Source organism: Clostridioides sp. LIBA-6622 (assembly GCF_056716095.1).
In genome coordinates this window covers 3,883,891-3,907,386 of sequence record NZ_CP196998.1, presented here as the reverse complement: position 1 = coordinate 3,907,386, position 23,496 = coordinate 3,883,891, and the positions used below count along the sequence as shown (strand labels likewise).

At 32.8% G+C, this 23,496-nt stretch carries 13 protein-coding genes and 2 rRNA genes; 12 read left to right on the top strand and 3 right to left on the bottom strand.

Translation table 11 applies throughout. From position 1 onward, the window contains the following. Positions 1-81: 81 nt before the first annotated feature. From ACTG47_RS18175 to ACTG47_RS18120, 12 genes are all read left to right on the top strand, one after another. A 23S ribosomal RNA gene (locus ACTG47_RS18175) occupies positions 82-2,978 on the top strand. Positions 2,979-3,092: 114 nt separating this feature from the next. Then, positions 3,093-3,209: ribosomal RNA gene (gene rrf / locus ACTG47_RS18170) — 5S ribosomal RNA — on the top strand. Between the two features lie 466 nt (positions 3,210-3,675). Beyond that, on the top strand, positions 3,676-4,746 hold the full coding sequence (locus tag ACTG47_RS18165; protein WP_479925595.1) for an ABC transporter ATP-binding protein: 1,071 nt from the start codon (positions 3,676-3,678) through the stop codon (positions 4,744-4,746). After that, positions 4,730-5,599, top strand: coding sequence for a carbohydrate ABC transporter permease (locus ACTG47_RS18160; protein WP_054271860.1), 870 nt, complete (start codon positions 4,730-4,732; stop codon positions 5,597-5,599). The genes ACTG47_RS18165 and ACTG47_RS18160 overlap by 17 nt, the downstream gene beginning before the upstream one ends. A gap of 42 nt (positions 5,600-5,641) precedes the next feature. Further along, positions 5,642-6,502 carry a carbohydrate ABC transporter permease gene (locus tag ACTG47_RS18155; protein ID WP_479925594.1) on the top strand — a complete coding sequence of 287 codons (861 nt, stop codon included), beginning with the start codon at positions 5,642-5,644 and terminating at the stop codon, positions 6,500-6,502. A 30-nt stretch (positions 6,503-6,532) separates the two neighbouring features. Next, entirely contained in the window at positions 6,533-7,837 is a 1,305-nt protein-coding gene (locus tag ACTG47_RS18150) for an ABC transporter substrate-binding protein (protein ID WP_479925593.1), read from the top strand. Positions 7,838-7,899: 62 nt separating this feature from the next. Next, on the top strand, positions 7,900-9,162 hold the full coding sequence (locus tag ACTG47_RS18145; RefSeq protein WP_479925592.1) for an alkaline phosphatase family protein: 1,263 nt from the start codon (positions 7,900-7,902) through the stop codon (positions 9,160-9,162). Positions 9,163-9,324: 162 nt separating this feature from the next. After that, positions 9,325-11,319 (top strand): excinuclease ABC subunit UvrB, encoded by a 1,995-nt coding sequence (gene uvrB, locus ACTG47_RS18140; RefSeq protein ID WP_479925591.1) that lies wholly within the window; start codon positions 9,325-9,327, stop codon positions 11,317-11,319. 18 nt (positions 11,320-11,337) lie between these two features. Further along, positions 11,338-14,163, top strand: a complete 2,826-nt coding sequence (gene uvrA, locus ACTG47_RS18135; RefSeq protein WP_479925590.1) for an excinuclease ABC subunit UvrA — start codon at positions 11,338-11,340, stop codon at positions 14,161-14,163. A gap of 260 nt (positions 14,164-14,423) precedes the next feature. Continuing rightward, complete coding sequence (gene uvrC, locus ACTG47_RS18130; protein WP_479925589.1) at positions 14,424-16,241, top strand: excinuclease ABC subunit UvrC; 1,818 nt, start codon at positions 14,424-14,426, stop codon at positions 16,239-16,241. Then, the gene (gene hprK, locus ACTG47_RS18125; protein WP_021386302.1) at positions 16,241-17,170 is read left to right on the top strand and encodes an HPr(Ser) kinase/phosphatase; all 930 of its coding nucleotides are present in this window, start codon (positions 16,241-16,243) and stop codon (positions 17,168-17,170) included. Before uvrC ends, hprK begins: the two co-directional genes overlap by 1 nt. 125 nt (positions 17,171-17,295) lie before the next feature. Then, entirely contained in the window at positions 17,296-19,113 is a 1,818-nt protein-coding gene (locus ACTG47_RS18120; protein WP_479925588.1) for a MutS-related protein, read from the top strand. 121 nt (positions 19,114-19,234) lie between these two features. Here ACTG47_RS18120 and ACTG47_RS18115 read toward each other — a convergent pair whose 3' ends face one another. Genes ACTG47_RS18115 through ACTG47_RS18105 form a run of 3 tightly spaced genes read right to left on the bottom strand, consistent with a single transcriptional unit; the run spans position 19,235 to position 23,439 of the window. Then, positions 19,235-21,016 (bottom strand): NADH-dependent [FeFe] hydrogenase, group A6, encoded by a 1,782-nt coding sequence (locus tag ACTG47_RS18115; RefSeq protein ID WP_479925587.1) that lies wholly within the window; start codon positions 21,014-21,016, stop codon positions 19,235-19,237. A 22-nt stretch (positions 21,017-21,038) separates the two neighbouring features. Continuing rightward, on the bottom strand, positions 21,039-22,925 hold the full coding sequence (locus tag ACTG47_RS18110; protein ID WP_479925586.1) for an NADH-ubiquinone oxidoreductase-F iron-sulfur binding region domain-containing protein: 1,887 nt from the start codon (positions 22,923-22,925) through the stop codon (positions 21,039-21,041). 16 nt (positions 22,926-22,941) lie between these two features. Next, on the bottom strand, positions 22,942-23,439 hold the full coding sequence (locus ACTG47_RS18105; protein ID WP_003416946.1) for an NADH-quinone oxidoreductase subunit NuoE family protein: 498 nt from the start codon (positions 23,437-23,439) through the stop codon (positions 22,942-22,944). Positions 23,440-23,496: the final 57 nt, after the last annotated feature.

Below are 23,496 nucleotides of genomic sequence, written 5' to 3'. Positions count from 1 at the left end.
ATCTAATTTGTAATATATAAAGCTGATAACTTTTTAAAATTATCAAGTTGATAGACTTTAATCTATCAAACCTTTTTAACTGGTCAAGTTATTAAGGGTGCAGGGCGGATGCCTTGGCACTAGGAGCCGATGAAGGACGCGATAAGCTGCGATAAGCTTCGGGGAGTTGCACGTAAACTTTGATCCGAAGATTTCCGAATGAGGAAACTCACTTAGAGTAATGTCTAAGTATCATTAAGTGAATTCATAGCTTAATGAGGGGAACTCAGGGAACTGAAACATCTAAGTACCTGAAGGAAGAGAAAGAAATTCGATTTCGTAAGTAGCGGCGAGCGAACGCGGAAGAGCCCAAACCAATAAAGTTTTCTTTATTGGGGTTGCGGACATATCATAACGAAGAGGTATCGTAATTGAAGAGGTTTGGAAAGACCCACCACAGAAGGTAATAGTCCTGTATGTTAAACGAGAAGACTTTAGATATGATCCAGAGTACCACGGGACACGTGAAACCCTGTGGGAAGCAGGAGGGACCACCCTCCAAGGCTAAATACTACCTAGTGACCGATAGCGTATAGTACCGTGAGGGAAAGGTGAAAAGAACCCCGGGAGGGGAGTGAAATAGAACCTGAAACCCTGCACTTACAAGCTGTGGAAGCACATTTCTTGTGTGACCGCGTACTTTTTGTAGAACGGGCCAACGAGTTACGTTAAGTAGCAAGGTTAAGCACTTAAGGTGTGGAGCCGTAGCGAAAGCGAGTTTTAACTGAGCGTTCAGTTACTTGACGTAGACCCGAAACCGGGCGACCTACCCATGAGCAGGATGAAGCGAAAGTAAAATTTCGTGGAGGTCCGAACCCACGAGCGTTGAAAAGCTCGGGGATGACTTGTGGGTAGCAGTGAAATTCCAATCGAGCCCGGAGATAGCTGGTTCTCCCCGAAATAGCTTTAGGGCTAGCCTCAAGGTGAGAGATACGGAGGTAGAGCACTGAATGTCCTAGGGGGTATTGCACCTACCGAAGACTATCAAACTCCGAATGCCGTCATCTTATACTTGGGAGTCAGACTGTGGGTGATAAGATTCATAGTCGAAAGGGCAACAGCCCAGATCGTCAGCTAAGGTCCCTAAATGTAAGTTAAGTGGTAAAGGATGTGGGATTGCACAGACAACCAGGATGTTGGCTTAGAAGCAGCCACTCATTCAAAGAGTGCGTAATAGCTCACTGGTCGAGTGATCCTGCGCCGAAGATTTCCGGGGCTAAAACTTACTACCGAAGCTACGGCATCATTATGATGGGTAGGGGAGCTTCCCATACGGGTTGAAGCATGACCGTAAGGACATGTGGACAGTATGGGAGTGAGAATGTTGGCATGAGTAGCGAGATGTGGGTGAGAATCCCACAGGCCGTAAACCCAAGGTTTCCAGGGGAAGGTTCGTCCGCCCTGGGTTAGTCGGGACCTAAGCTGAGGCCGAAAGGCGTAGGTGATGGACAACAGGTTGATATTCCTGTACTACCGATAACCGTTTGAGAGATGGGATGACACAGTAGGATAAGCTAAGCACACTGTTGGTTATGTGTGCCCAAGCATTGAGGCAGTCAGAGTAGGTAAATCCGCTTTGATAATGCTGGGATGTGATGGGGAGCGAAATTTAGTAGCGAAGTAGCTGATTTCACACTGTCAAGAAAAGTCTCTATCGAGGTTAAAGGTACCCGTACCGCAAACCGACACAGGTGGGTGAGGAGAGTATCCTAAGGCCCGCGAGAGAACTGTTGTTAAGGAACTCGGCAAAATGACCCCGTAACTTAGGGATAAGGGGTGCCACCATCTGGTGGCCGCAGAGAATAGGCCCAAGCGACTGTTTACCAAAAACATAGGTTTCTGCTAAGTCGCAAGACGATGTATAGGAGCTGACGCCTGCCCGGTGCTGGAAGGTTAAGGGGATCTGTTAGAGCAATCGAAGCAGTGAACTTAAGCCCCAGTAAACGGCGGCCGTAACTATAACGGTCCTAAGGTAGCGAAATTCCTTGTCGGGTAAGTTCCGACCCGCACGAAAGGCGTAACGATTTGGGCACTGTCTCAACAACAGACTCGGTGAAATTGTAATTCCGGTGAAGATGCCGGATACCTGCGACAGGACGGAAAGACCCCATGGAGCTTTACTGTAGCTTGACATTGGGTCTTGGTACTACATGTACAGGATAGGTGGGAGGCTTTGAAACCAGGACGCCAGTTTTGGCGGAGCCATCCTTGGGATACCACCCTTGTAGTACTGGGACTCTAACCATAGGCCATGAATCTGGTCTTGGGACACTGTCAGGTGGGCAGTTTGACTGGGGCGGTCGCCTCCCAAAAGGTAACGGAGGCGCTCAAAGGTTCTCTCAGTACGGTCGGAAATCGTACGTAGAGTGTAAAGGCAAAAGAGAGCTTGATTGCAAGACATACAGGTCGAGCAAGGATGAAAATCGGACTTAGTGATCCGGTGGTTCTGCGTGGAAGGGCCATCGCTCAACGGATAAAAGCTACCCTGGGGATAACAGGCTTATCTCCCCCAAGAGTCCACATCGACGGGGAGGTTTGGCACCTCGATGTCGGCTCATCACATCCTGGGGCTGTAGTAGGTCCCAAGGGTTGGGCTGTTCGCCCATTAAAGTGGTACGCGAGCTGGGTTCAGAACGTCGTGAGACAGTTCGGTCCCTATCCGTCGCAGGCGTAGGAAATTTGAGAAGACCTGTCCTTAGTACGAGAGGACCGGGATGGACGTACCTCTGGTGTACCAGTTGTTCTGCCAAGGGCATGGCTGGGTAGCTATGTACGGAATGGATAAGCGCTGAAAGCATCTAAGCGCGAAGCCGACTTCAAGATAAGATTTCCCACCGCAAGGGTAAGACCCCAGAAAGACTATCTGGTTGATAGGTCGAAGGTGTAAGTGCAGCAATGTATTTAGCTTATCGATACTAATAGGTCGAGGACTTGACCAAATTATTTGATGTTCATTCAGTAAAATATATGTGCAGTTTTTAGAGTGTTAACTCTAAAGAAACTAGTATTACTAGATTCTAAAAACTTAATAGAGATATTAAGCATAAAGATTATGTGGTTACAATAGCAGAGAGGATACACCTGTTCCCATTCCGAACACAGAAGTTAAGCTCTCTAGCGCTGATGGTACTTGGTGGGAAACTGCCTGGGAGAGTAGGACGTAGCCACGTAATTTTTTTTTGAGTAAATTTATTAAAATTAAAAAAAGTTTTGTTTTTTATGTTTAGACACTGCAAATTTGGGACATAATATAATTGTAAAACTTAATATAGCAAAAATAAATTACTCAATCTCCCCCACTTAAAGGCCTCTATCCCCCATAGAGGTCTTTTTTATTTTCTTTTATTTTCAACTCTAATCTCATAAAAATAAAAAGTCTTATATATCATTCTGTAAATTAGAATTATATTGTTATACTAAACACTAAATATAGAAACTATAGAAAGTTATAAATAATATAAATAGCATATTTATTTAACTTTAGTATATTTAACAAAAAATGTTTACAATTTAACCTTCATTTTAATAAGTTTACTATATATTCACTTTGTCTTAATATACCCTTTACAAATTAAGAGTATTATTAATCTATAAGTAAATCATAAAATAAAATCAAATATTTTAGGAGGATAAAAAATGGCAGATATAAGACTAGAAAATGTCACAAAATCTTATAATAAAAAAAATCCTGTTATAGAAAACTTAAATCTTACTATAGAAGACGGTTCTTTTACAGTGTTGGTAGGCCCAAGTGGCTGTGGTAAATCTACTACACTAAGAATGATTGCAGGCCTTGAAGATATAACTTCAGGTAAATTAAAAATTGAAGAAAATGATGTAACAAAGACAGATGCCAGTAAAAGAGATATAGCTATGGTATTTCAGAACTATGCATTATATCCACATATGACTGTCAAAGAAAATATAGAATTTGGTCTTAAGAATAAGAAAGTATCTAAGGGAAAAAGAGAAGAGCTTATAACAGAAGTTATTGATGTGGTAGGATTACAAGAATATTTAAATGTGAAACCAGGTAATCTATCTGGAGGTCAAAGACAAAGAGTAGCACTTGCTAGAGCGATGGTTAAAAATCCAAAGGTATTTTTAATGGATGAACCATTATCGAATTTAGATGCTAAATTAAGAAATCAAATGAGAACAGAATTAATACAATTACATCAAAAATTAAAATCTACATTTGTTTATGTAACTCATGACCAAGTTGAGGCAATGTCAATGGCGGATAAGATAGTGATAATGAACAAAGGTAAGATAATGCAAATAGGTTCCCCAAAGAAAATATATCAAAATCCTAAAAATTTATTTGTAGCCCAGTTTATTGGAAATCCTTGTATGAATATATTAAATATCAAAAATGATGTTAAGTTTGGATTTAGACCAGAAAAAGCAACACTAGAGAGTATAAATATAGATGGAAAAAATGATGGTGTATTTAGCTTGTTTGGAAAAGTAGTTACTAAAGAAGTCTTGGGAAATGAAACTATATACTGTTTATCTGTTCTTGATAGTGAGATAAGAGTTAAAACAGAAAATGATATATTTGATATTGGAAGAACCTTAAGAATAAGTGTGTTAGAAAAAGATTTATATTATTTTGACAAAGATGGAGAAAGAATAGAAGATTTAAAAAAATGTAAAAATATGTATTCTAAAATCAAAGGAGATATTTATGAAAAAGCGATTTAACAAAGCATATTTATATATAACACCTGCTATTATAGGAACTCTTTTGTTTATAGTATATCCAATAATCAAGACAATATCTCTAAGCTTTAAATCAGGTAGCCTTCTTAGCTCGACTTTTGAAAATGTAGGATTAAACAACTATACAGAACTTTTAAAGAATCCAGAATTTATACAAACTATAACTAATACAGCAATTTATACTTTTTTTATGGTAGTTATATCTATTTCATTAGCTATAGTACTTGCTGTTTGGTTAAATAAAAACTCTATAATACACAATTTGACGCAAAGTATAATCTTTACACCACATGTAATTTCACTAGTATCTGTAGCTGTATTGTGGCTTTGGATTATGGAGCCACAGTATGGTTTTTTAAACTGGATACTGTCAACATTACATTTACCAACATCAAAATGGCTTTCAAGTGAAAGTTCAGCTTTAATGTCATTGATTCTAATAGGAATATGGAAAACTCTTGGGTATAATATTTTAATCGTGTTGTCAGGTCTCAAATCCATACCAAACTATATATATGAGGCATCTAAACTAGATAATGCAAACAAGATAACTAATTTCTTTAAAGTGACATTACCATTACTGTCACCAACAATATTTTTTCTTATGATAACAACAACAACTGCATCATTTCAAGTATTTGATGAGATAAGTATAATGACACAAGGTGGACCATTAGGTTCAACTAACATGTTATCTTATTATATATATGAGTCTGGATTTATATATTATGATATAGGACAAGCAAGTGCGGCAAGCATGTTTTTACTAGCTATAGTTATGATTGCTACATATGCTAATTTCAGATTATTGTCAAAGAAAGTTCACTATCAATAAATAAAAAAAGACAGTATAAGGCCTATCAAGAAGGAGGATAAAATGGATATTATACAACCTATCAAAAAAGACAAAGTTGATATAAAAAAAATAGCATCAAAATCAATAGAAGTATTAATTTTATTACTTTTATCTGCAGTATTTATATTCCCTTTTATATGGATGTTATCTACATCTTTTAAAAATCCACAAGAAATGATGCAATTACCACCTACTATAATACCAAATGATATAGTGTTAGAAAATTATAGTACAGCATGGAACTCAGGTCCATTTTTTAGATATTTACTAAACAGTGTGTTTGTAACAGGAAGTGTTTTAGTTATACAGTTTTTAGTGATGGTTCCAGCAGCATATGCATTTTCTAAAATTAAATTTAAAGGCGAAAAAGTATTATTTGGGCTTTTGCTTATAGGTCTAATGATTCCACCACAGGTGACTTTTTTACCAGTATATATGATGATGAGTAAGTTTGGATTTATAAATACATATGTTCCACTTATAATTCCATTTATGACATCTTCATTTGGTATATTTCTACTTAGACAAAATTTTATGCAGATTTCAGATGAGATTATTGAAGCAGCTAAACTAGATAATGCTTCTGATTTAAAAATAATGTTTAAGATAATGGTTCCTATGGCAAAACCAGCAGTAATAACATTTATATTATTCAATTTTATATATCATTGGAATAACTACTTCTGGCCTCTAGTAATGACAAATACAGATGCTATAAGAACTTTACCTATAGGAGTAGCACTTCTTAAATCTTCAGAAGGGATTACTGCATGGAATGTAATAATGGCAGGAAATATAATTCTAATTTTACCAATAATTCTTGTATATATATTTGCAAATAAAAAGGTAAAAGAAGCTTTTATGTATTCAGGAATAAAATAAAAAATTAAAGACTAAATTTGGAGGATGAAAATGAAGCTTAAAAGAAAATTAGCAACAGGATTAGCAATAACATTATTATTAGGTTCTTTAGTTGGGTGTTCAAATTCTAATGATTCAAATACATCTAAAGGAGAAAAGACTGATAGCAATATTACAAAGATAGATTTCTGGGCTCCTTTAGGCGGTACTAATGGTGAAACTGCACAAAAAATGGTTGACCAGTTTAATAGTGAGCATAAAGATGTACAAGTAAATATGCTAAAACAGAAAGATTACTATGAAAATGCAACAAAATTACAAGCAGCTTTAACTTCTAAAGACCAACCAGATGTAACATTATTAGAAATAACTCAAACAGGTACATTCGCATCAGCAGGAGCTTTAGTGGATATGAGCAAGTATTTCGATAAAACATACCAAGAAAGATTTTTTTCTGGTCTTTTAACAAATTCTTATTATGAAAACAAATTTGTTGGGATGCCATTTAATAGAAGTACCCCAATATTATACATAAATAAAGATATGGCAACTAAAGCAAGTCTTGACCCTTCAGGTCCAAAGTCATGGGAAGAACTTAAAGATTATGCTAGTAAGATGACAAATAAATTGGAAGATACTTATGGTTTTGAAACACCAATAGATATTTGGTTCTATGAAGCTATGGTAATGCAAAGTGGAGGAGAAATAACTAATGGTAAAAAAGTAGCATTTAATAATGAAGCAGGACAAGCACCAGTTAAATTCTGGCAAGATATGATGAAAGATGGAATAATGAAAATGCCTCCTGGTGAAGACTATAATGCCTGGGATGTGGCAAAACAAGACTTTGTAAATGGTAAAGTAGGTATGATATTTACATCAACAGCAGATTTAGCAGGACTTATGCAACAAACAGAAGGTAAATTTGAAATATCAACAGCATTTTTACCAAAGAATCAAAAATACGCAACTCCTACAGGTGGAGCAAACCTAGTTATGCTTGAAGGAGGAACAGATAAAGAAAAAGAAGCAAGTGCAGAGTTTATAAAATGGATGACTCAAACAGATAAGATAGTTCAGTTTAGCTCATCAACAGGGTACTTACCAACAACTGAAGATGCGACAAAGTCAGAAAAATTACAAACGCTATATAAAGAGAAACCTCAATATAAAGTCGCAACTGACCAATTACAATATGCTGTTGCACTTCCAATGTTAAATGGATATAAAGAAGCAACTGATAAGCTAATGGATGAGATTAAAAAGGGACTTACTGATTTAAATGTATCTCCAAAAGATGCAGTAAACAAAGGGACTTCTGCAATGCAAGCAGTAATAGACAAAACAAATAAATAATCATGTATACTTGTAAGTTAATTAAAAGTATTTAATAATATATGAATGAAGAGGTAATGTAAATGACAAAAGTTATAGTATTATCAGTAGATTCTTTATTTGAAAAAGACTTAGAATTCGTAAAAAATCTACCAAATTTTAAATCTATATTAGAAAATTGTTCTATAGTAAAAAATATAAATTGTGTGTATCCTACTTTAACATATCCATGCCATACTAGTATGGTTACAGGAGTATATCCTAAAAAACATGGTATATATCATAATGAAAAATTTGACCCAAATAAAGAAAATAAAGATTGGTACTGGTATTCAAAGGACATAAAAACAAAAACTATTGTAGATGTAGCAAAAGAAAACAATCTAACTACCTCTAGTGTATTATGGCCTGTAATGGGGGCAAATCCAAATATAGACTATAACATTGCAGAAATATGGGCTCCTAATAGAGAAGATGACCCAAGAGAGACTTTTGAAAAAAGCTCTAGTAAGGTTATAATGGATGGTATTTACAATAAACATTGTCATTACATTGATTGGAAGTTAGAACCTAACATGGATTTGTTTGGAGTAAACTGTGCAGTAGATATTATAAAGGACTATAAGCCAGATTTAATGTTGATACATTTGGCAACATTGGACCATACAAGACATAATTATGGCTTATTTAATGAGCAAGTAGACAAAGCATTGAAAATGAATGATGAATGGTTAGGAGATATAATTCAAGCTACAAAGGATGCGGGTACATATGAAGATACAAATTTTATAATACTTGGAGACCATGGTCATCTTAGAGTTGATAAAGTTATAAATCTAAATGTTTTACTTAAATCAAGAGGATTTATAACAGTAGAAGATAGAGAAGTTAAACATTTTGATGCTTATGTAAATTCTTCTGGTATATCAGCTCAAATAATAGTAAATAACTTAGATAGATTAACCGAGCTAAAAGAGCTACTTGAGGAATTTAAAGAAGAATTATTTATAGAGAATATTTTTAGCAAAGAGGAAGCATCTGAACTTGGTCTTGAAGGCGATTTCGAAATGGTAATTGAAGGTATTGAAGGAATTTCATTTGGTAATGATTTAGAGGGAAGTATTATAAAGGATTCAGATATAAAGGATTATAAATTCGCTGTTGCGACACATGGTCATTTACCTACTAAGGGTAATAGACCTCCATTTATAGCTTTTGGTCCAAATATTAAAAGTGGTGTGATTATAGAAACAGGAGATTTGAGAGCACATGCAGCAACTATATTAAAGTTATTCAATTTAAAGTTGGACGAAGCTGAAAAAGAAGCATTTGATTTTATTATATAAGTTGAAGAAAGTATTTATTTTCCATATATTATAGACTTCTATTGTAAAGATAGAAGTCTTTTTTTATATTTTAGATTTAAGTAAAATTTAAATGGGTAAAATATTTAAAATAACTTAAACAATTTTATAAAGGTATGATATAATAATAAATGTCAGGAACTAATGTTCGAAAGAAGGAGTGATACCGTGGATTTTAAAATAAAATCAGACTTCAAACCTACAGGTGACCAACCAGAAGCTATTAAATCAATAGTGGATTCTATAAATAAAAATGAGAAATTTTCAACATTATTAGGAGTAACGGGTTCAGGAAAAACATTCACAATGGCAAACATCATTCAGCAAGTTAAAAAACCTACCCTAATAATGGCTCACAATAAGACACTAGCAGCACAGCTTTACAGTGAGTTTAAAGAATTTTTCCCAGACAATGCAGTTGAATATTTTGTAAGTTACTATGATTACTATCAACCAGAAGCATATGTAGCTCACAGTGACACTTATATAGAAAAAGATGCAAGCATAAATGATGAAATAGATAAACTTCGACATTCTGCTACAGCATCTATTTTAGAAAGAAGAGATACTATAATAATATCATCTGTATCTTGTATATATGGATTGGGTGATCCAAAAGATTATAAAGAACTTATGCTATCTATAAGACCAGGTATGCAAAGAGACAGAGATGATGTAATAAAAAGGTTAATAGAGATACAATACGAAAGAAATGATATAAACTTTACAAGAGGTACCTTTAGAGTCAGAGGAGATATACTAGAGATATTTCCAGCAAGTAACGATGAAAAAGCAATAAGAATAGAGTTTTTTGGTGATGAGGTAGATAGAATAACAGAGATTGATTATGTAACAGGAAAGATTGTTGGCACTAGAAACCACATTGTTATATTCCCCGCATCTCACTACGTAACAACACCAGAAAGAATTGAAAATGCAATTGTAGAAATAGAAGAAGAACTTCAAGAGCAAATAAAAGCTTTTAAGGAAAATGATAGACTTTTAGAAGCTCAAAGAATTGAACAAAGAACTAAGTACGATATAGAAATGCTAAAGGAAATAGGGTTTTGTCAAGGTATAGAGAACTACTCAAGACATATTACAGGTAGAGAAGAAGGAGAAAAGCCATATACTTTAATGGATTTCTTTCCAGATGATTATTTGATAATTGTAGATGAGGCACATGTTACTATACCACAAGTAAGAGGTATGTATGCAGGAGATAGGTCTAGAAAGACATCCCTTATAGAGAATGGATTCAGATTACCTTCTGCACTTGACAATAGACCATTAAACTTTCAAGAATTTGAAGGAAATATAAATCAAATGTTGTTTGTAAGTGCTACACCAGGACCTTATGAAATTCAACATTCAGAAACTATAGCAGAACAGATAATAAGACCAACTGGGCTTTTAGACCCAATTGTAGAAGTAAGACCTATCAATAATCAAATAGACAATTTGGTAGGAGAAATAACTAAAAATATAGAAAAAAACGAAAGAGTGCTTATAACTACTTTAACTAAAAAAATGAGTGAGGACTTGACTAATTATCTTAAAGAGATAGGGATAAAAGTTAAATATTTGCATTCAGATATAGTTACATTAGAAAGAACAGAAATAATAAGAGATTTAAGACTAGGAAAGTTTGATGTACTTGTAGGAATAAATCTACTTAGAGAAGGATTAGATATACCAGAGGTTTCACTTATAGCGATTTTGGATGCTGATAAAGAAGGTTTCTTACGTTCCGAAACAGCTTTAATACAGACTATTGGACGTGCAGCGAGAAATGAAAATGGAAGAGTAATTATGTACGCAGATAGAATAACCGACTCAATGCAAAATGCTATTGATGAAACAAGGAGAAGAAGAGATATACAAAATCTATATAATGAAGAACATAACATCACTCCTAAGACTATACAGAAAAGTATAAGAGATAGTATAGAAGCTACTAAGGTAGCAGAGGAAGAAGTTGTATATGGAATATCTGACACAGATGATAAAGATGAAATAAGAGATAATATAGAAAAATTAAAATCAGAGATGATGGAAGCTGCTCAAAACTTACAATTTGAGAGAGCAGCAGAACTTAGAGATAAAGTAAAACAATTAGAAGAAAAATTGGAAAAATAGAGAGGTAAAAACAAAATTATGGAAGATAAAATTATAATAAGAGGGGCAAAAGAACATAATTTAAAAAATGTAGATTTAGAATTACCAAGAGACAAATTTATTGTTTTTACTGGGTTGTCAGGTTCTGGAAAGTCTTCTTTGGCATTCGATACAATATATGCAGAAGGTCAAAGAAGATATGTAGAGAGTCTATCAGCCTATGCTAGACAATTTTTAGGTCAAATGGAAAAGCCAAATGTAGAATATATTGAGGGTTTATCACCAGCTATATCAATTGACCAAAAGACTACTTCAAAAAACCCACGTTCTACTGTTGGAACAGTAACAGAAATATACGACTATTTAAGATTATTATTTGCAAGAGTAGGAGATGTATACTGCCCTACATGTGGTGAAAAAATAAGTCAAATGACTATTCAAGAAATAGTTGATAAAATGCTAGATTTTCCAGATAGAACGAAGTTACAAATACTTTCACCAATTGTTAGAGGACAAAAAGGTACACATAAAAAGGTCTTTGACAATATCAAAAAAGAAGGATTTGTAAGAGTTAGAGTTAATGGCGAAAACTATGAGGTTAGTGATGATATAGTTCTAAATAAAAACCAAAAACATAATATAGAAGTTGTAGTAGACAGAATAGTAATTAAAGATGGAATTGAATCTAGATTAGCAGATTCAATTGAAACTGCAGTTAAGTTATCAGATGGACTTGTAATAGCTCAAATAATAGATGGAGAAGAAATTCTTTTTTCAACTAAATTTGCATGCCCAGAACATGGAATTGGTATAGAAGAATTATCTCCAAGAATGTTTTCATTTAATGCTCCTTTTGGTGCTTGTGATGTTTGTAATGGTCTTGGAGAAAGTAAAGAAGTTGACCCAGAATTAGTAGTACCAAATAAAGAATTATCAATAAAACAAGGTGCAGTTGCAGCATGGGGGTCAACAGGTGTTAATGATGATACTTATTATAGTAAAATGATAAAAAGCTTAGCAGAACATTTTAATGTATCTTTGACAACACCATTTAAAGATTTACCAGAAGATTTTGTTGAGGAATTACTTTATGGTAAGGACAATATAATTGTAGAGTTTACTTATGAATCAAAATTTGGAGGAACTAGAAATTATAAGTCATACTTTGAAGGAGTAATAGTAAATTTAGAGAGAAGATACAACGAAACTAACTCAGAGTACATGAGAGATAAGATTGAAGAATATATGGCAGAGAGACCATGTCCAAAATGTAAAGGGATGAGACTCAAAAAGGAAGTTTTATCTGTTTTGGTTGATGGAAAAAATATAATGGAAGTTACAAACTTATCTGTAAATGAATTAATTGACTTTATGGAAAATATAAGTCTTACAGAAAAACAGAGATTTATAGCTCATGAGATTATAAAAGAGATAAAAGGAAGAGCTATGTTCTTAAGAGATGTAGGTCTTGATTATTTAAATTTATCAAGAAAAGCTGGAACTCTATCAGGAGGAGAAGCACAACGTATAAGATTAGCGACTCAAATAGGTTCTGCATTGGTTGGAGTTTTATATGTACTTGATGAGCCAAGTATAGGACTTCATCAAAGAGACAATGATAGGCTTATAGGTACCCTTAGACACCTAACAGACTTAGGAAATACATTAATTGTTGTAGAGCATGATGAAGATACAATGAGAGAAGCTGATTATGTTTTAGATATTGGACCAGGTGCAGGTATACATGGTGGTGAAATAGTTGCACAGGGGACTTTGGATGAAATAATTGAAAATGAGAACTCAATAACAGGTCAGTATCTAAGTGGTAAAAAACAAATATTACTTCCTGAGACTACTAGAGAAGGAAATGGAAATTTTATAGAAATAGTTAAAGCATCAGAAAATAATCTAAAAAATATTGATATAAAATTCCCATTAGGTAAATTTACATGTATAACAGGTGTTTCAGGTTCTGGAAAAAGTACACTGATAAACGATATACTTTACAAAGGTGTTGCAAGTAAAGTAAATAGACTTAAACAAAGAGCTGGTAAACATAAGGAAATAAAAGGAATTGAAAATATAGATAAAGTTATAAACATAGACCAAAGCCCAATTGGTAGAACGCCTCGTTCAAATCCTGCTACTTATACAGGCGTATTTGATTTTATAAGAGATATCTTTGCAGCAACTAATGAAGCTAAGGCAAGAGGTTATAAAAAAGGAAGATTTAGTTTCAATGTAAAAGGCGGTAGATGTGAAGCTTGTAAGGGTGATGGAATAATAAAAATAGAAATGCATTTCTTACCTGATGTATATGTTCCTTGTGAGATTTGTAAGGGTGAAAGATATAATAGAGAAACACTACAAGTAAAATATAAAGATAAAACTATATCTGATATACTTGATATGAATGTGGAAGAAGCTGTTGAATTTTTCGAAAATATACCAAATATAAAAAGAAAACTAGATACTTTAATGGATGTAGGACTTTCATATATAAAATTAGGACAGCCTTCAACTCAATTATCAGGAGGAGAAGCACAACGTATAAAATTAGCTGCCGAACTTAGTAAAAGACCAACAGGTAAGACCTTGTATATATTAGATGAGCCTACTACTGGACTTCACATGGCAGATGTAGACAAGCTAATTCAAGTATTACAAAGATTAGCAGATACAGGAAATACAATTATAGTTATAGAGCATAATTTAGACGTTATAAAGACTTGTGATTATGTAATAGACCTAGGACCAGAAGGTGGAGATAAAGGTGGAACTGTAGTTGCAACTGGAACACCAAAAGAAGTATCTAAAGTTGATGGTTCTTATACAGGTCAATTCTTAAAGAAATATTTTTCTTAAATTATATAAAATGTGATAAATATTAAAATTAGAGACATAAGTTAATTACATTTTTTAGAAGTTAGTTAACTATAAGTTATAAGTAGTCAACAAAATTATAAAGTCCATATTACTCTTCATATTTAGGTTTGTTTTTGAATCAATTATAGAAGGGGGATATGGACTTTAACTTGTCTAAAGTATTGGAAATTGTATAACTTTTTAAATTTCACATTTTAGGGTATAATTTTAATATAAAATTTAATGTTTTGGAGGGCGAGATGTTTGATATACAAGAACATTTAAAAAAATTACCTTCTGAGCCCGGAGTATATTTAATGAAAGATAAATACGACCATATAATATATGTGGGAAAGGCCATATCTTTAAAAAATAGGGTAAGGCAGTATTTTCAATCTTCAAAAAACCATACATCTAAAGTAAAATCTATGGTTAAAAATATATATAAATTTGAGTATATTATAACGGATTCAGAGTTGGAGGCATTAATACTTGAATGTAATCTAATAAAAAGATACAGACCTAAGTATAATGTAGTACTTAGAGATGATAAAACTTATCCATATATCAAAGTAACTACAAATGAAGATTATCCAAGAATCTTAAAGGTTAGAAGAGTTCTTAAGGATAAGGCAAAGTATTTTGGACCATATACTAATATAACTGCTGTAAATGATACTTTGGAACTTATAAATAGTACCTATCCAATAAGAAGTTGTAAAATAGATATCGAAAAAGCAATAAAGAATAAAACAAGACCTTGTTTAAATCTGCACATAAATAAATGTCTAGGACCTTGTACAGGAAATATTTCTAAAGAGGAATATGGAAAGATGATAGAAGAAATTATAATGTGTCTATCTGGTAAAGAAGAAAAATTGATGGAGCTTTTAAAGGAAAAGATGAATGAGAGTTCTATGAATTTTAGATTTGAGGAAGCTGCTGTATATAGAGATAAAATAAAGAGTCTTGAAGAGTTGATACAGAAACAAAAAATAGATACTAATGTAAGTGACTTAAATCAAGATGTAGTTGCAATGGCAAGGGCTCATAATGAAGCCTGTGTACAGGTATTTTTTATCAGAAATGGTAAGATTGTAGGTAGGGAACACTTTATATTAGAAGGTGTAATGGATAGCCCAAGAGCTTCTATATTAGGTTCATTTGTAAAACAATTTTACAATGAGCAAGAGTATATACCTAAAGAATTAATTATAGAAGACGAGATAGAAGATAGCTCTATATTAGAAGAATGGTTATCATCTAAAAAAGGTCAAAAAGTAACAATAAGAGTCCCACAAAAGGGAGAAAAGAAAAGTCTTGTTGAAATGGTAAGAAAAAATGCTGTAGAGTATCTTGAAAAGTTTTCTGATATGAACAAAAGAAAATATGAAAAGAGTATTGGAGCATTAGAAGAATTAAAACGTCTATTAAATCTAGAAAAATTACCAATAAGAATAGAGGCTTATGATATATCGAATATACAAGGTGTAGATTCGATTGGTTCTATGGTAGTATATACAAATGCTAAAAAAGATAAAAAAGAATACAGAAGATATAAAATAAAAACAGTCATTGGACCTAATGATTATGATTCTATGGCTGAAATTGTAGACAGAAGATTAAAACATGGAAATTTACCTGACTTGATATTGTTGGATGGTGGAAAAGGGCAAGTTAGTGCAGTAAAAAAAGTATTAGAACTTAATGATGTAGAGATACCTCTTTGGGGAATGTACAAAGATGATAAGCATAGAACCAAAGGATTGATATGCAAAGGAAAAGAAATAGAGCTAGATAAAACAAGCAATTTATATAGATTTATTGCTAGTATACAAGAAGAAGTTCACAATTATGCAATAACATATCATCGAAGCTTAAGAAATAAAGCTTTGACAAAATCTATCTTAGATGATATACAAGGAATAGGTGAAAAAAGAAAGAAATCATTACTGAATCACTTTAAGGATATAGAGGCTATAAAAAAAGCTACTATGGAAGAACTACTAGAAGTAGATGGAATGAATAAAAGCATCGCAGATAATGTTTATAATTTTTTTAGGAAGGAAGAAAACTAATGGAAACTAGCAATAAGGTATCAATAAGAGAGATAATAAAAGACTTGAAGTTAAAAGTTGTGTACATGCCAGATGATGTAGATTATTATGTCTACTCTCAAGATATAAATAGACCAGGATTACAGTTTGCAGGATATTTTGATTACTTTGCGTATGAAAGAATACAAATAGTTGGAAAAACAGAATATAATTTCTTTGGATTGATGGATAATAATATTAGAGAAGAAGTGTTAAATAGATTTTTTTCATATGAAATACCCGCTCTAATAATCTCTAGAGACTTGGAAATCAAGCCAGATGTAATTGAAAAAGCTAAAAAATATAAAAGAATACTTTTGAGTACAAATAGAAATACAACTAGACTTATAAATAGACTATCAAATTATTTGGATAACAAGTTAGCACCACACACAACAATTCATGGTGTGTTAGTTGATATTTATGGGATAGGTGTACTGATAAAAGGTGAAAGTAGTATAGGAAAGTCAGAAACAGCATTAGAATTGATTCAAAGAGGAAATAGACTAGTTGCAGATGATGCTGTGGAAATAAGAAAACTGGATGAAAGTATGTTGATGGGGCAGTCACCTGAATTAATAAGACATTTCCTTGAAATAAGAGGAATAGGAATAATAGATGTCAGAAGTCTGTATGGTGTAGGAGCAATTAAAAATTCTAAAATGATTGATTTAGTAGTTCATCTAGAAGCTTGGGATGAAACTAAGTATTATGATAGACTTGGACTTGATAAAGAATATGAAGAGATACTTGGTGTTAATGTAGAAAAATTAGTTGTACCTGTTAAGCCTGGAAGAAATACTGCTATGATATTAGAAGTAGCAGCAATGAATTTTAGACAAAGAGGAATGGGATATGATGCAGCTCAAGAGTTTACTAAAAAACTATCAAAATTAATTGATACTAAGTAGTATAGAATAATATTAAAATTAAGTTGTATATAATATTTATTAATAATATATATCAGATAAGGATAATTTAAAGTAATAGATTAAAATTACACTAGATTAATTTTATATTTAGATTTTATTATATAATGAGAAAGTTGGAATTTTTTATGGGAATAGACTATTTTAGTAAACTTTTAGAAAGTACTACTGAAAGAGAATTGCTCTTAAGCAAAAAGTCAAATAATATAAGCACAACTAGATTAATCTCTTTTTTGATAGTAGTAGCAGGATTTGCTATTGGGCTTTATAATAAAAATATAGCTGGTATTTTTGTTGGAGTTGTAGCAATTGTAGTGTTTATAGTACTCTTAGTTGTTCATAATAAAGTAAAAGAAGAAGAAATATATTTTAAAAGTAAGATTGATGTAGTCGATAAGTATATCAAACGATTTGGAGATGACTGGAAAGACTTCAAGATAGATGGGAAAGAATATTTAGAAGATGAGAACTCACAAGCAAAAGATTTAGATTTGTTTGGAAGAGCTTCGTTGTATCAATATATCTGTGTGGCTAATACGTCTTATGGGAAGAAATCTTTGGCTAAGTCATTATGGAATGAAAATCCAGATGAGAAGATAATATCAGAGAGACAAATAGCAATAAAAGAGCTTTTATCAAAAGATGATTTTTCTATTCATATTCAAACACTAAGCAATATAATTGGTAAGGAGCAAAAAAATAATTCTGATGGTAGTATAGAAGCCTTTATAGATTATGGAGAAAATAAAGATATATATATACCAAAATGGATGCATATTTTTACTTGGGGTTTACCTACTGCTACAATCCTATCTTTTATATTTTTCACATTAGGTTTTTTACCTATTTTACCTGTTTTTCTACTTTTTATAATACAGTTAGGATTTAGTGGTTTTGGGCATACAAAACTTATGCAAACTCTTTCTCCATTATTTTCATTTAGTAGAAATATACAGGTGTATGAAAAAATGTTTGAGGTTTTAGAAAAAGAGAAATTTGAAAGTGCTTACTTAAAAGAATTACAAGAAAAACTTTCTAAGGGAAGTGGTGTTTCAAAAGGTATTAAACAATTGAATTCAATAGGAAATGCTGTGAATTTAAGATATAATCAGATATTATATATAGTTGCTTGTGGTGTTCTTATGTGGAATTATCATTGTGCAGAATCACTGGAACGATGGAAAGGTGTGTATGGAAATCAAATTAGAGGCTGGTTAGAATCTATTGGAGAATTTGAGGCTCTAATAAGTTTAACAGTTATTGGCCATGTAAAGGATAATACATGCTTTCCAGAAATAAAATATGAAGATACTCCAAGGTTAAATGTAGGAGAAGTATATCATCCATTGATAGCAGAAAAAAATGTTATAGCAAATTCAATACAATTAAACTCTCAGACATGTATTATTACAGGTTCAAATATGTCTGGAAAAACAACATTTTTAAGAAGTATAGGAGTGAACTTAGTGTTAGCATACGCAGGAGGACCAGTATGTGCTAAGAATTTTGATGCAACTTGCATGGCTATATTTACATCTATGAGAATACAAGATGATGTAAGCCAAGGAATATCAACTTTTTATGCTGAGATTCTCAGAATAAAATCAATGATTCAATATAGTTTGAAGGAATTACCAATGTTGGTTTTAGTGGATGAGATTTTTAAGGGAACTAACTCTGCTGATAGAATTATTGGAGCAAGTGAGGCAGTAAAGAAACTATCAAGACCATGGGTTATAAGTATGGTTACAACACATGATTTTGAGTTATGTGACCTTTCAGGTAGTGGAGATGTTGAAGTTGTGAACTATCACTTTTCAGAATACTATGTAGATGATAAAATTCATTTTGACTATATGATAAAAAATGGAAGATGTAAAACTACAAATGCAAAACAACTTATGAGAATGGCTGGAATTCTTTAATTTATAGGAGTCTAAAAAATTGTATTAAATTAAACTAATAAAGGATTGTCTTAAAGTACTTAAGAGTATTTTAAGGCAATCCTTTTATTTAAGAACACTTAATTTCTATAATTATTAGAACTTATTTAGATTCCTCACAAGCACATTCTTGTGGACATTCTCCATAAATACAACTCTTATCGAAGTAATGAGTATGAAGATATTTATGAGCAACATCACTATTTGGGTCTCCAAAGAAGTCTTTATAAATAGCTTGTAAATCAGGATTTTCATGAGACTTACGTATAGCTTTATTTCTATCTATTTCATATAATGCATTTGCACGTCTATCAACTATTTCAGTATTACCATGGTGATAAGGTTGACCAGCACCTCCAACACATCCACCAGGACATGCCATAACTTCTATAATATGATATTTACATTCTCCACTTCTGACCTTATCCATAATCTTTCTAGCATTTTTAAGTGTATTTACAATACACACATTAACTGTAGTTCCATCAACATCTATACTTGCTTCTCTGATTCCTTTAAGACCTCTGACAGTAGTGAAGTTTACATTATCTAAAGTCTTATTAGTTATCTTCTCATATGAAGTACGTAGAGCAGCTTCTAGAACTCCACCACTTGCTCCAAATATAGATGCAGCACCTGTAGATTTTCCTAAAGGATTATCAAAATCTTGGTCTTGAAGATTAGGCAAATCAATAGCAGCTTCTTTTATCATTTTAGCTAACTCTCTAGTAGTTATAGAAAGGTCAACATCTAGTATTCCAGATTCACTTAATTCTTCTCTTGAAGCTTCATATTTTTTAGCTACACAAGGCATTACAGATACAACATAAAGCTCTTCAGGATTGATTCCTAATATTTTAGGTGCATAGTAATTTTTAGCTATAGAACCAAACATACCTTGAGGAGACTTACAGCTAGATGCTAAATTTAACTTATCTGGGTAATTGTGCTCTAAGAAGTTTACCCATGCAGGACAACAACTAGTCAATATAGGAAGATTTTCACCACTTTGGATTCTTTCTATAAATTCAGTAGCTTCTTCCATGATAGTGAAGTCTGCACCAAAGTTTGTATCAAAGACATGTTCAAATCCAAGTGCTTTTAAAGCAGCTACCATTTTTCCTGTAGAAATTGAACCTGGTTCTAATCCAAATTCTTCACCAATTGCAACTCTTACAGCAGGAGCAACTTGAACTACTATAGTTTTTTCTTTTTTATTTAAAACATCCCAAAGTTTAGGTACATTATCTACTTCTGTTAATGCTCCAGTTGGACAGACAGATATACATTGACCACAGAATGTACACTCTGTTTCAACCATATCAGAGTTAAAGAATGTACTAACTAAAGTATTAAATCCACGATTAACTCCAGACAATGCTCCTACTGTCTGTATATCATTACATACAGTTTCACATCTTCTACATAATATACACTTAGAGTGGTCTTTAACTAAAGACTTAGTAGAAGTATCTTTACCTGCAAAAGATTTAGAACCTTGATATCTTATTTTTCTTACTCCTAAATCAGCAGCTATAGTTTGTAATTCACAATCTCCATTTTTTTCACATACAAAACAATCTTGTGGATGGTCTGATAACAATAATTCAACAATAGTTCTACGAGCATTTAATGCTTTTGCACTATTAGTTTGAACTCTCATACCTTCCTTTATAACTGTTCCACAAGCTGGAACTAAGCCTCTCTCTGTCTCAACCATACAAACACGACAAGAAGCACAAGTGTCAAGCTTATCTATTTCATTCATATGTAAATGACAAAGGTTGTGTATTTTTATATTTATTAATTTCGCAGCATCTAAGATAGAAGTTCCACTAGGTGCTGAAACGTGTTTGCCATTAATAGTTAAATTAACTAAACTCATTGTTATTCCTCCTCCAAATAAGTTATTTCTTGATTATAGCATTAAATGTACAATTATCTATACAAGCACCACATTTTAGACACTTAGAAGTATCTATTGTATGTTGTTCCTTAACAGAACCTGTTATACAACCAGCAGGACACACTCTAGAACATTTTGTACAACCCTTACAAGCATCTGTTATAAAGTAAGAAAGTAAGTTTTGGCATTTGCCAGCAGGACATTTCTTATCCACAACATGAGCTATATACTCATCTTTGAAGTATTGAAGAGTACTTAAAACAGGGTTTGGAGCAGCTTTACCAAGACCACATAATGAAGCAGTTTGTATAGTTTCAGCAAGGTTTTCTAGGTCATCTAAATCTTGTAGAGTACCATTACCTTCTGTAATTTTAGTTAATATTTCTAATAATCTTGTAGTACCTATACGACAAGGTGTACATTTACCACAAGATTCTTCAACAGTAAATTCAAGGAAGAACTTGGCTATATCTACCATACAGTCAGATTCATCAAGAACAAGCATACCACCAGAACCCATCATTGAACCTATAGAACTTAATGAACCAAAATCTATAGGAATGTCCAAATGTTCAGTTGGTATACATCCACCAGATGGTCCACCTGTTTGAACTGCCTTGAATTGTTTACCTTCAGGGATTCCTCCACCAATTTCAAATACAATATCTCTTAAAGTAGTACCCATTGGAACTTCAACAAGCCCTACATTTTCCACTTTTCCACCAAGAGCAAAGACTTTAGTACCACTAGAATCTTCAGTACCTAAGTTAGCAAACCAACTTCCACCATTCAGTATGATTGCTGGTATATTTGCAAAAGTTTCAACATTGTTTAAGCAAGTAGGAGATTTCCATAAACCACTCTTAGAAGAACTGTAAGTCTTCATTCTAGGTTCACCACGTCTACCTTCAATTGAATGCATTAGAGCTGTACCTTCACCGCAAACGAAAGCTCCTGCACCGTATTTTAATTCTAATTTGAAGTTAAATCCAGTACCTAATATATTTTCACCAAGTAAACCATATTTTTCAGCTTGAGCTATAGCTACTTTTAATCTTTCTATAGATTTTGGATATTCTGCTCTTATGTATATGTAACCTGTATCAGAACCTATAGCATATCCGCATATTGCCATAGCTTCAAGTACACTATGAGGGTCACCTTCAAGTACTGACCTATCCATAAATGCACCTGGGTCACCTTCGTCAGCATTACAGACAACAAACTTTTTATCTGTTGGGCCAGCAGGATTTTTTGAAGCAGCTTCCCATTTAGAACCTGTAGGGAAACCAGCACCACCTCTACCACGAAGACCAGAAGTTTTTACTTCTGCAATAACTTCTTGAGGAGTAAGAGAAGTTAAACATTTGCCTAGAGCTAAATAACCATCATTGGCAATATATTCTTCTATGCTATCTGGGTCTATAAGTCCACAGTTTTTTAAAGCTATACGTAATTGCTTTTTGTAGAAAGACATTTCCTCTTGTTCTTCTACTTTTTTGCTTAAAGATTCTTCTTCATATAATAATTCCTCAACAACTGTATTTCTGATTAAGTGACTTTGAACTATCTTTTCAGCATCTGATGGCTCAACCTTCACGTAGAAAACGTTATCAGGATAAACTTTTACGATAGGACCTTGAGCACAGAAACCAAAACAACCTGTCAAACGAACAGTAACTTTGTCTTGGATTCCTGATTTTTTTATTTCATTTTCTAATTCACTAACTATTTCTATACTGTTTGAAGATGTACACCCAGTATCACAACAAACAAGTAATTCTCTTCTTAATACATTTTCCTTAGAATAATTTTTTCTTAAGCTAAGATTAGGTTTCAGCTCATCAGCTAAAACTTTTAATTCATCAAATGAATTTACTTTACGCATTATTTATTCACCCCTCTTAACAATTCAATTCTAATTCTCTATAAGTATCTAATATTTCGCTTACTTGGTCAGGTTTTACCTTACCATAAACTTTACCATTTACAGTAACAACTGGAGCTAAACCACATGCCCCCAAACATCTTAAACCTTCTAAAGAAAATTTAAAATCACTAGTAGTTTCTCCAACTTTTATACCAAGTTGTTTTTCAAAAGCGCTTAATATTTTGTCAGCACCTTTTACAAAACATACAGTACCTAGACAGACACTGATTTTATACTTACCTACAGGTTCTGTAGTAAAATAAGAATAGAATGTAACAACCCCATATACCTTTGCAGGAGCTACTCCAAGTTTTCTAGCAACATGAAGCTGAACTTCTTTTGGAAGATATCCAAAAATACCTTGTGCCTCATGTAGAACTTGTATTAACGCACCTTCCTTTGTTGCAAGAGAGTCAATAAATATATCTAGTTCGTCAAATAATTGCTTGTTGTGTGAAATAAAATCGCACATAACAAATCCCCCTTTTCTTTTTAAAGTTATTATTTCTCAAAAAATAATTAACCATGA

Coding starts and splice junctions, on each gene's coding strand:
- ACTG47_RS18165 (WP_479925595.1), top strand. CDS start 3,676: ATGGCAGATATAAGACTAGAAAATGTCACAAAATCTTATAATAAAAAA.
- uvrA (WP_479925590.1), top strand. CDS start 11,338: ATGGAAGATAAAATTATAATAAGAGGGGCAAAAGAACATAATTTAAAA.
- uvrB (WP_479925591.1), top strand. CDS start 9,325: ATGTTCGAAAGAAGGAGTGATACCGTGGATTTTAAAATAAAATCAGAC.
- hprK (WP_021386302.1), top strand. CDS start 16,241: ATGGAAACTAGCAATAAGGTATCAATAAGAGAGATAATAAAAGACTTG.
- ACTG47_RS18120 (WP_479925588.1), top strand. CDS start 17,296: ATGAGAAAGTTGGAATTTTTTATGGGAATAGACTATTTTAGTAAACTT.
- ACTG47_RS18160 (WP_054271860.1), top strand. CDS start 4,730: ATGAAAAAGCGATTTAACAAAGCATATTTATATATAACACCTGCTATT.
- ACTG47_RS18145 (WP_479925592.1), top strand. CDS start 7,900: ATGACAAAAGTTATAGTATTATCAGTAGATTCTTTATTTGAAAAAGAC.
- ACTG47_RS18150 (WP_479925593.1), top strand. CDS start 6,533: ATGAAGCTTAAAAGAAAATTAGCAACAGGATTAGCAATAACATTATTA.
- ACTG47_RS18110 (WP_479925586.1), bottom strand. CDS start 22,925: ATGCGTAAAGTAAATTCATTTGATGAATTAAAAGTTTTAGCTGATGAG.
- ACTG47_RS18105 (WP_003416946.1), bottom strand. CDS start 23,439: ATGTGCGATTTTATTTCACACAACAAGCAATTATTTGACGAACTAGAT.
- ACTG47_RS18155 (WP_479925594.1), top strand. CDS start 5,642: ATGGATATTATACAACCTATCAAAAAAGACAAAGTTGATATAAAAAAA.
- ACTG47_RS18115 (WP_479925587.1), bottom strand. CDS start 21,016: ATGAGTTTAGTTAATTTAACTATTAATGGCAAACACGTTTCAGCACCT.
- uvrC (WP_479925589.1), top strand. CDS start 14,424: ATGTTTGATATACAAGAACATTTAAAAAAATTACCTTCTGAGCCCGGA.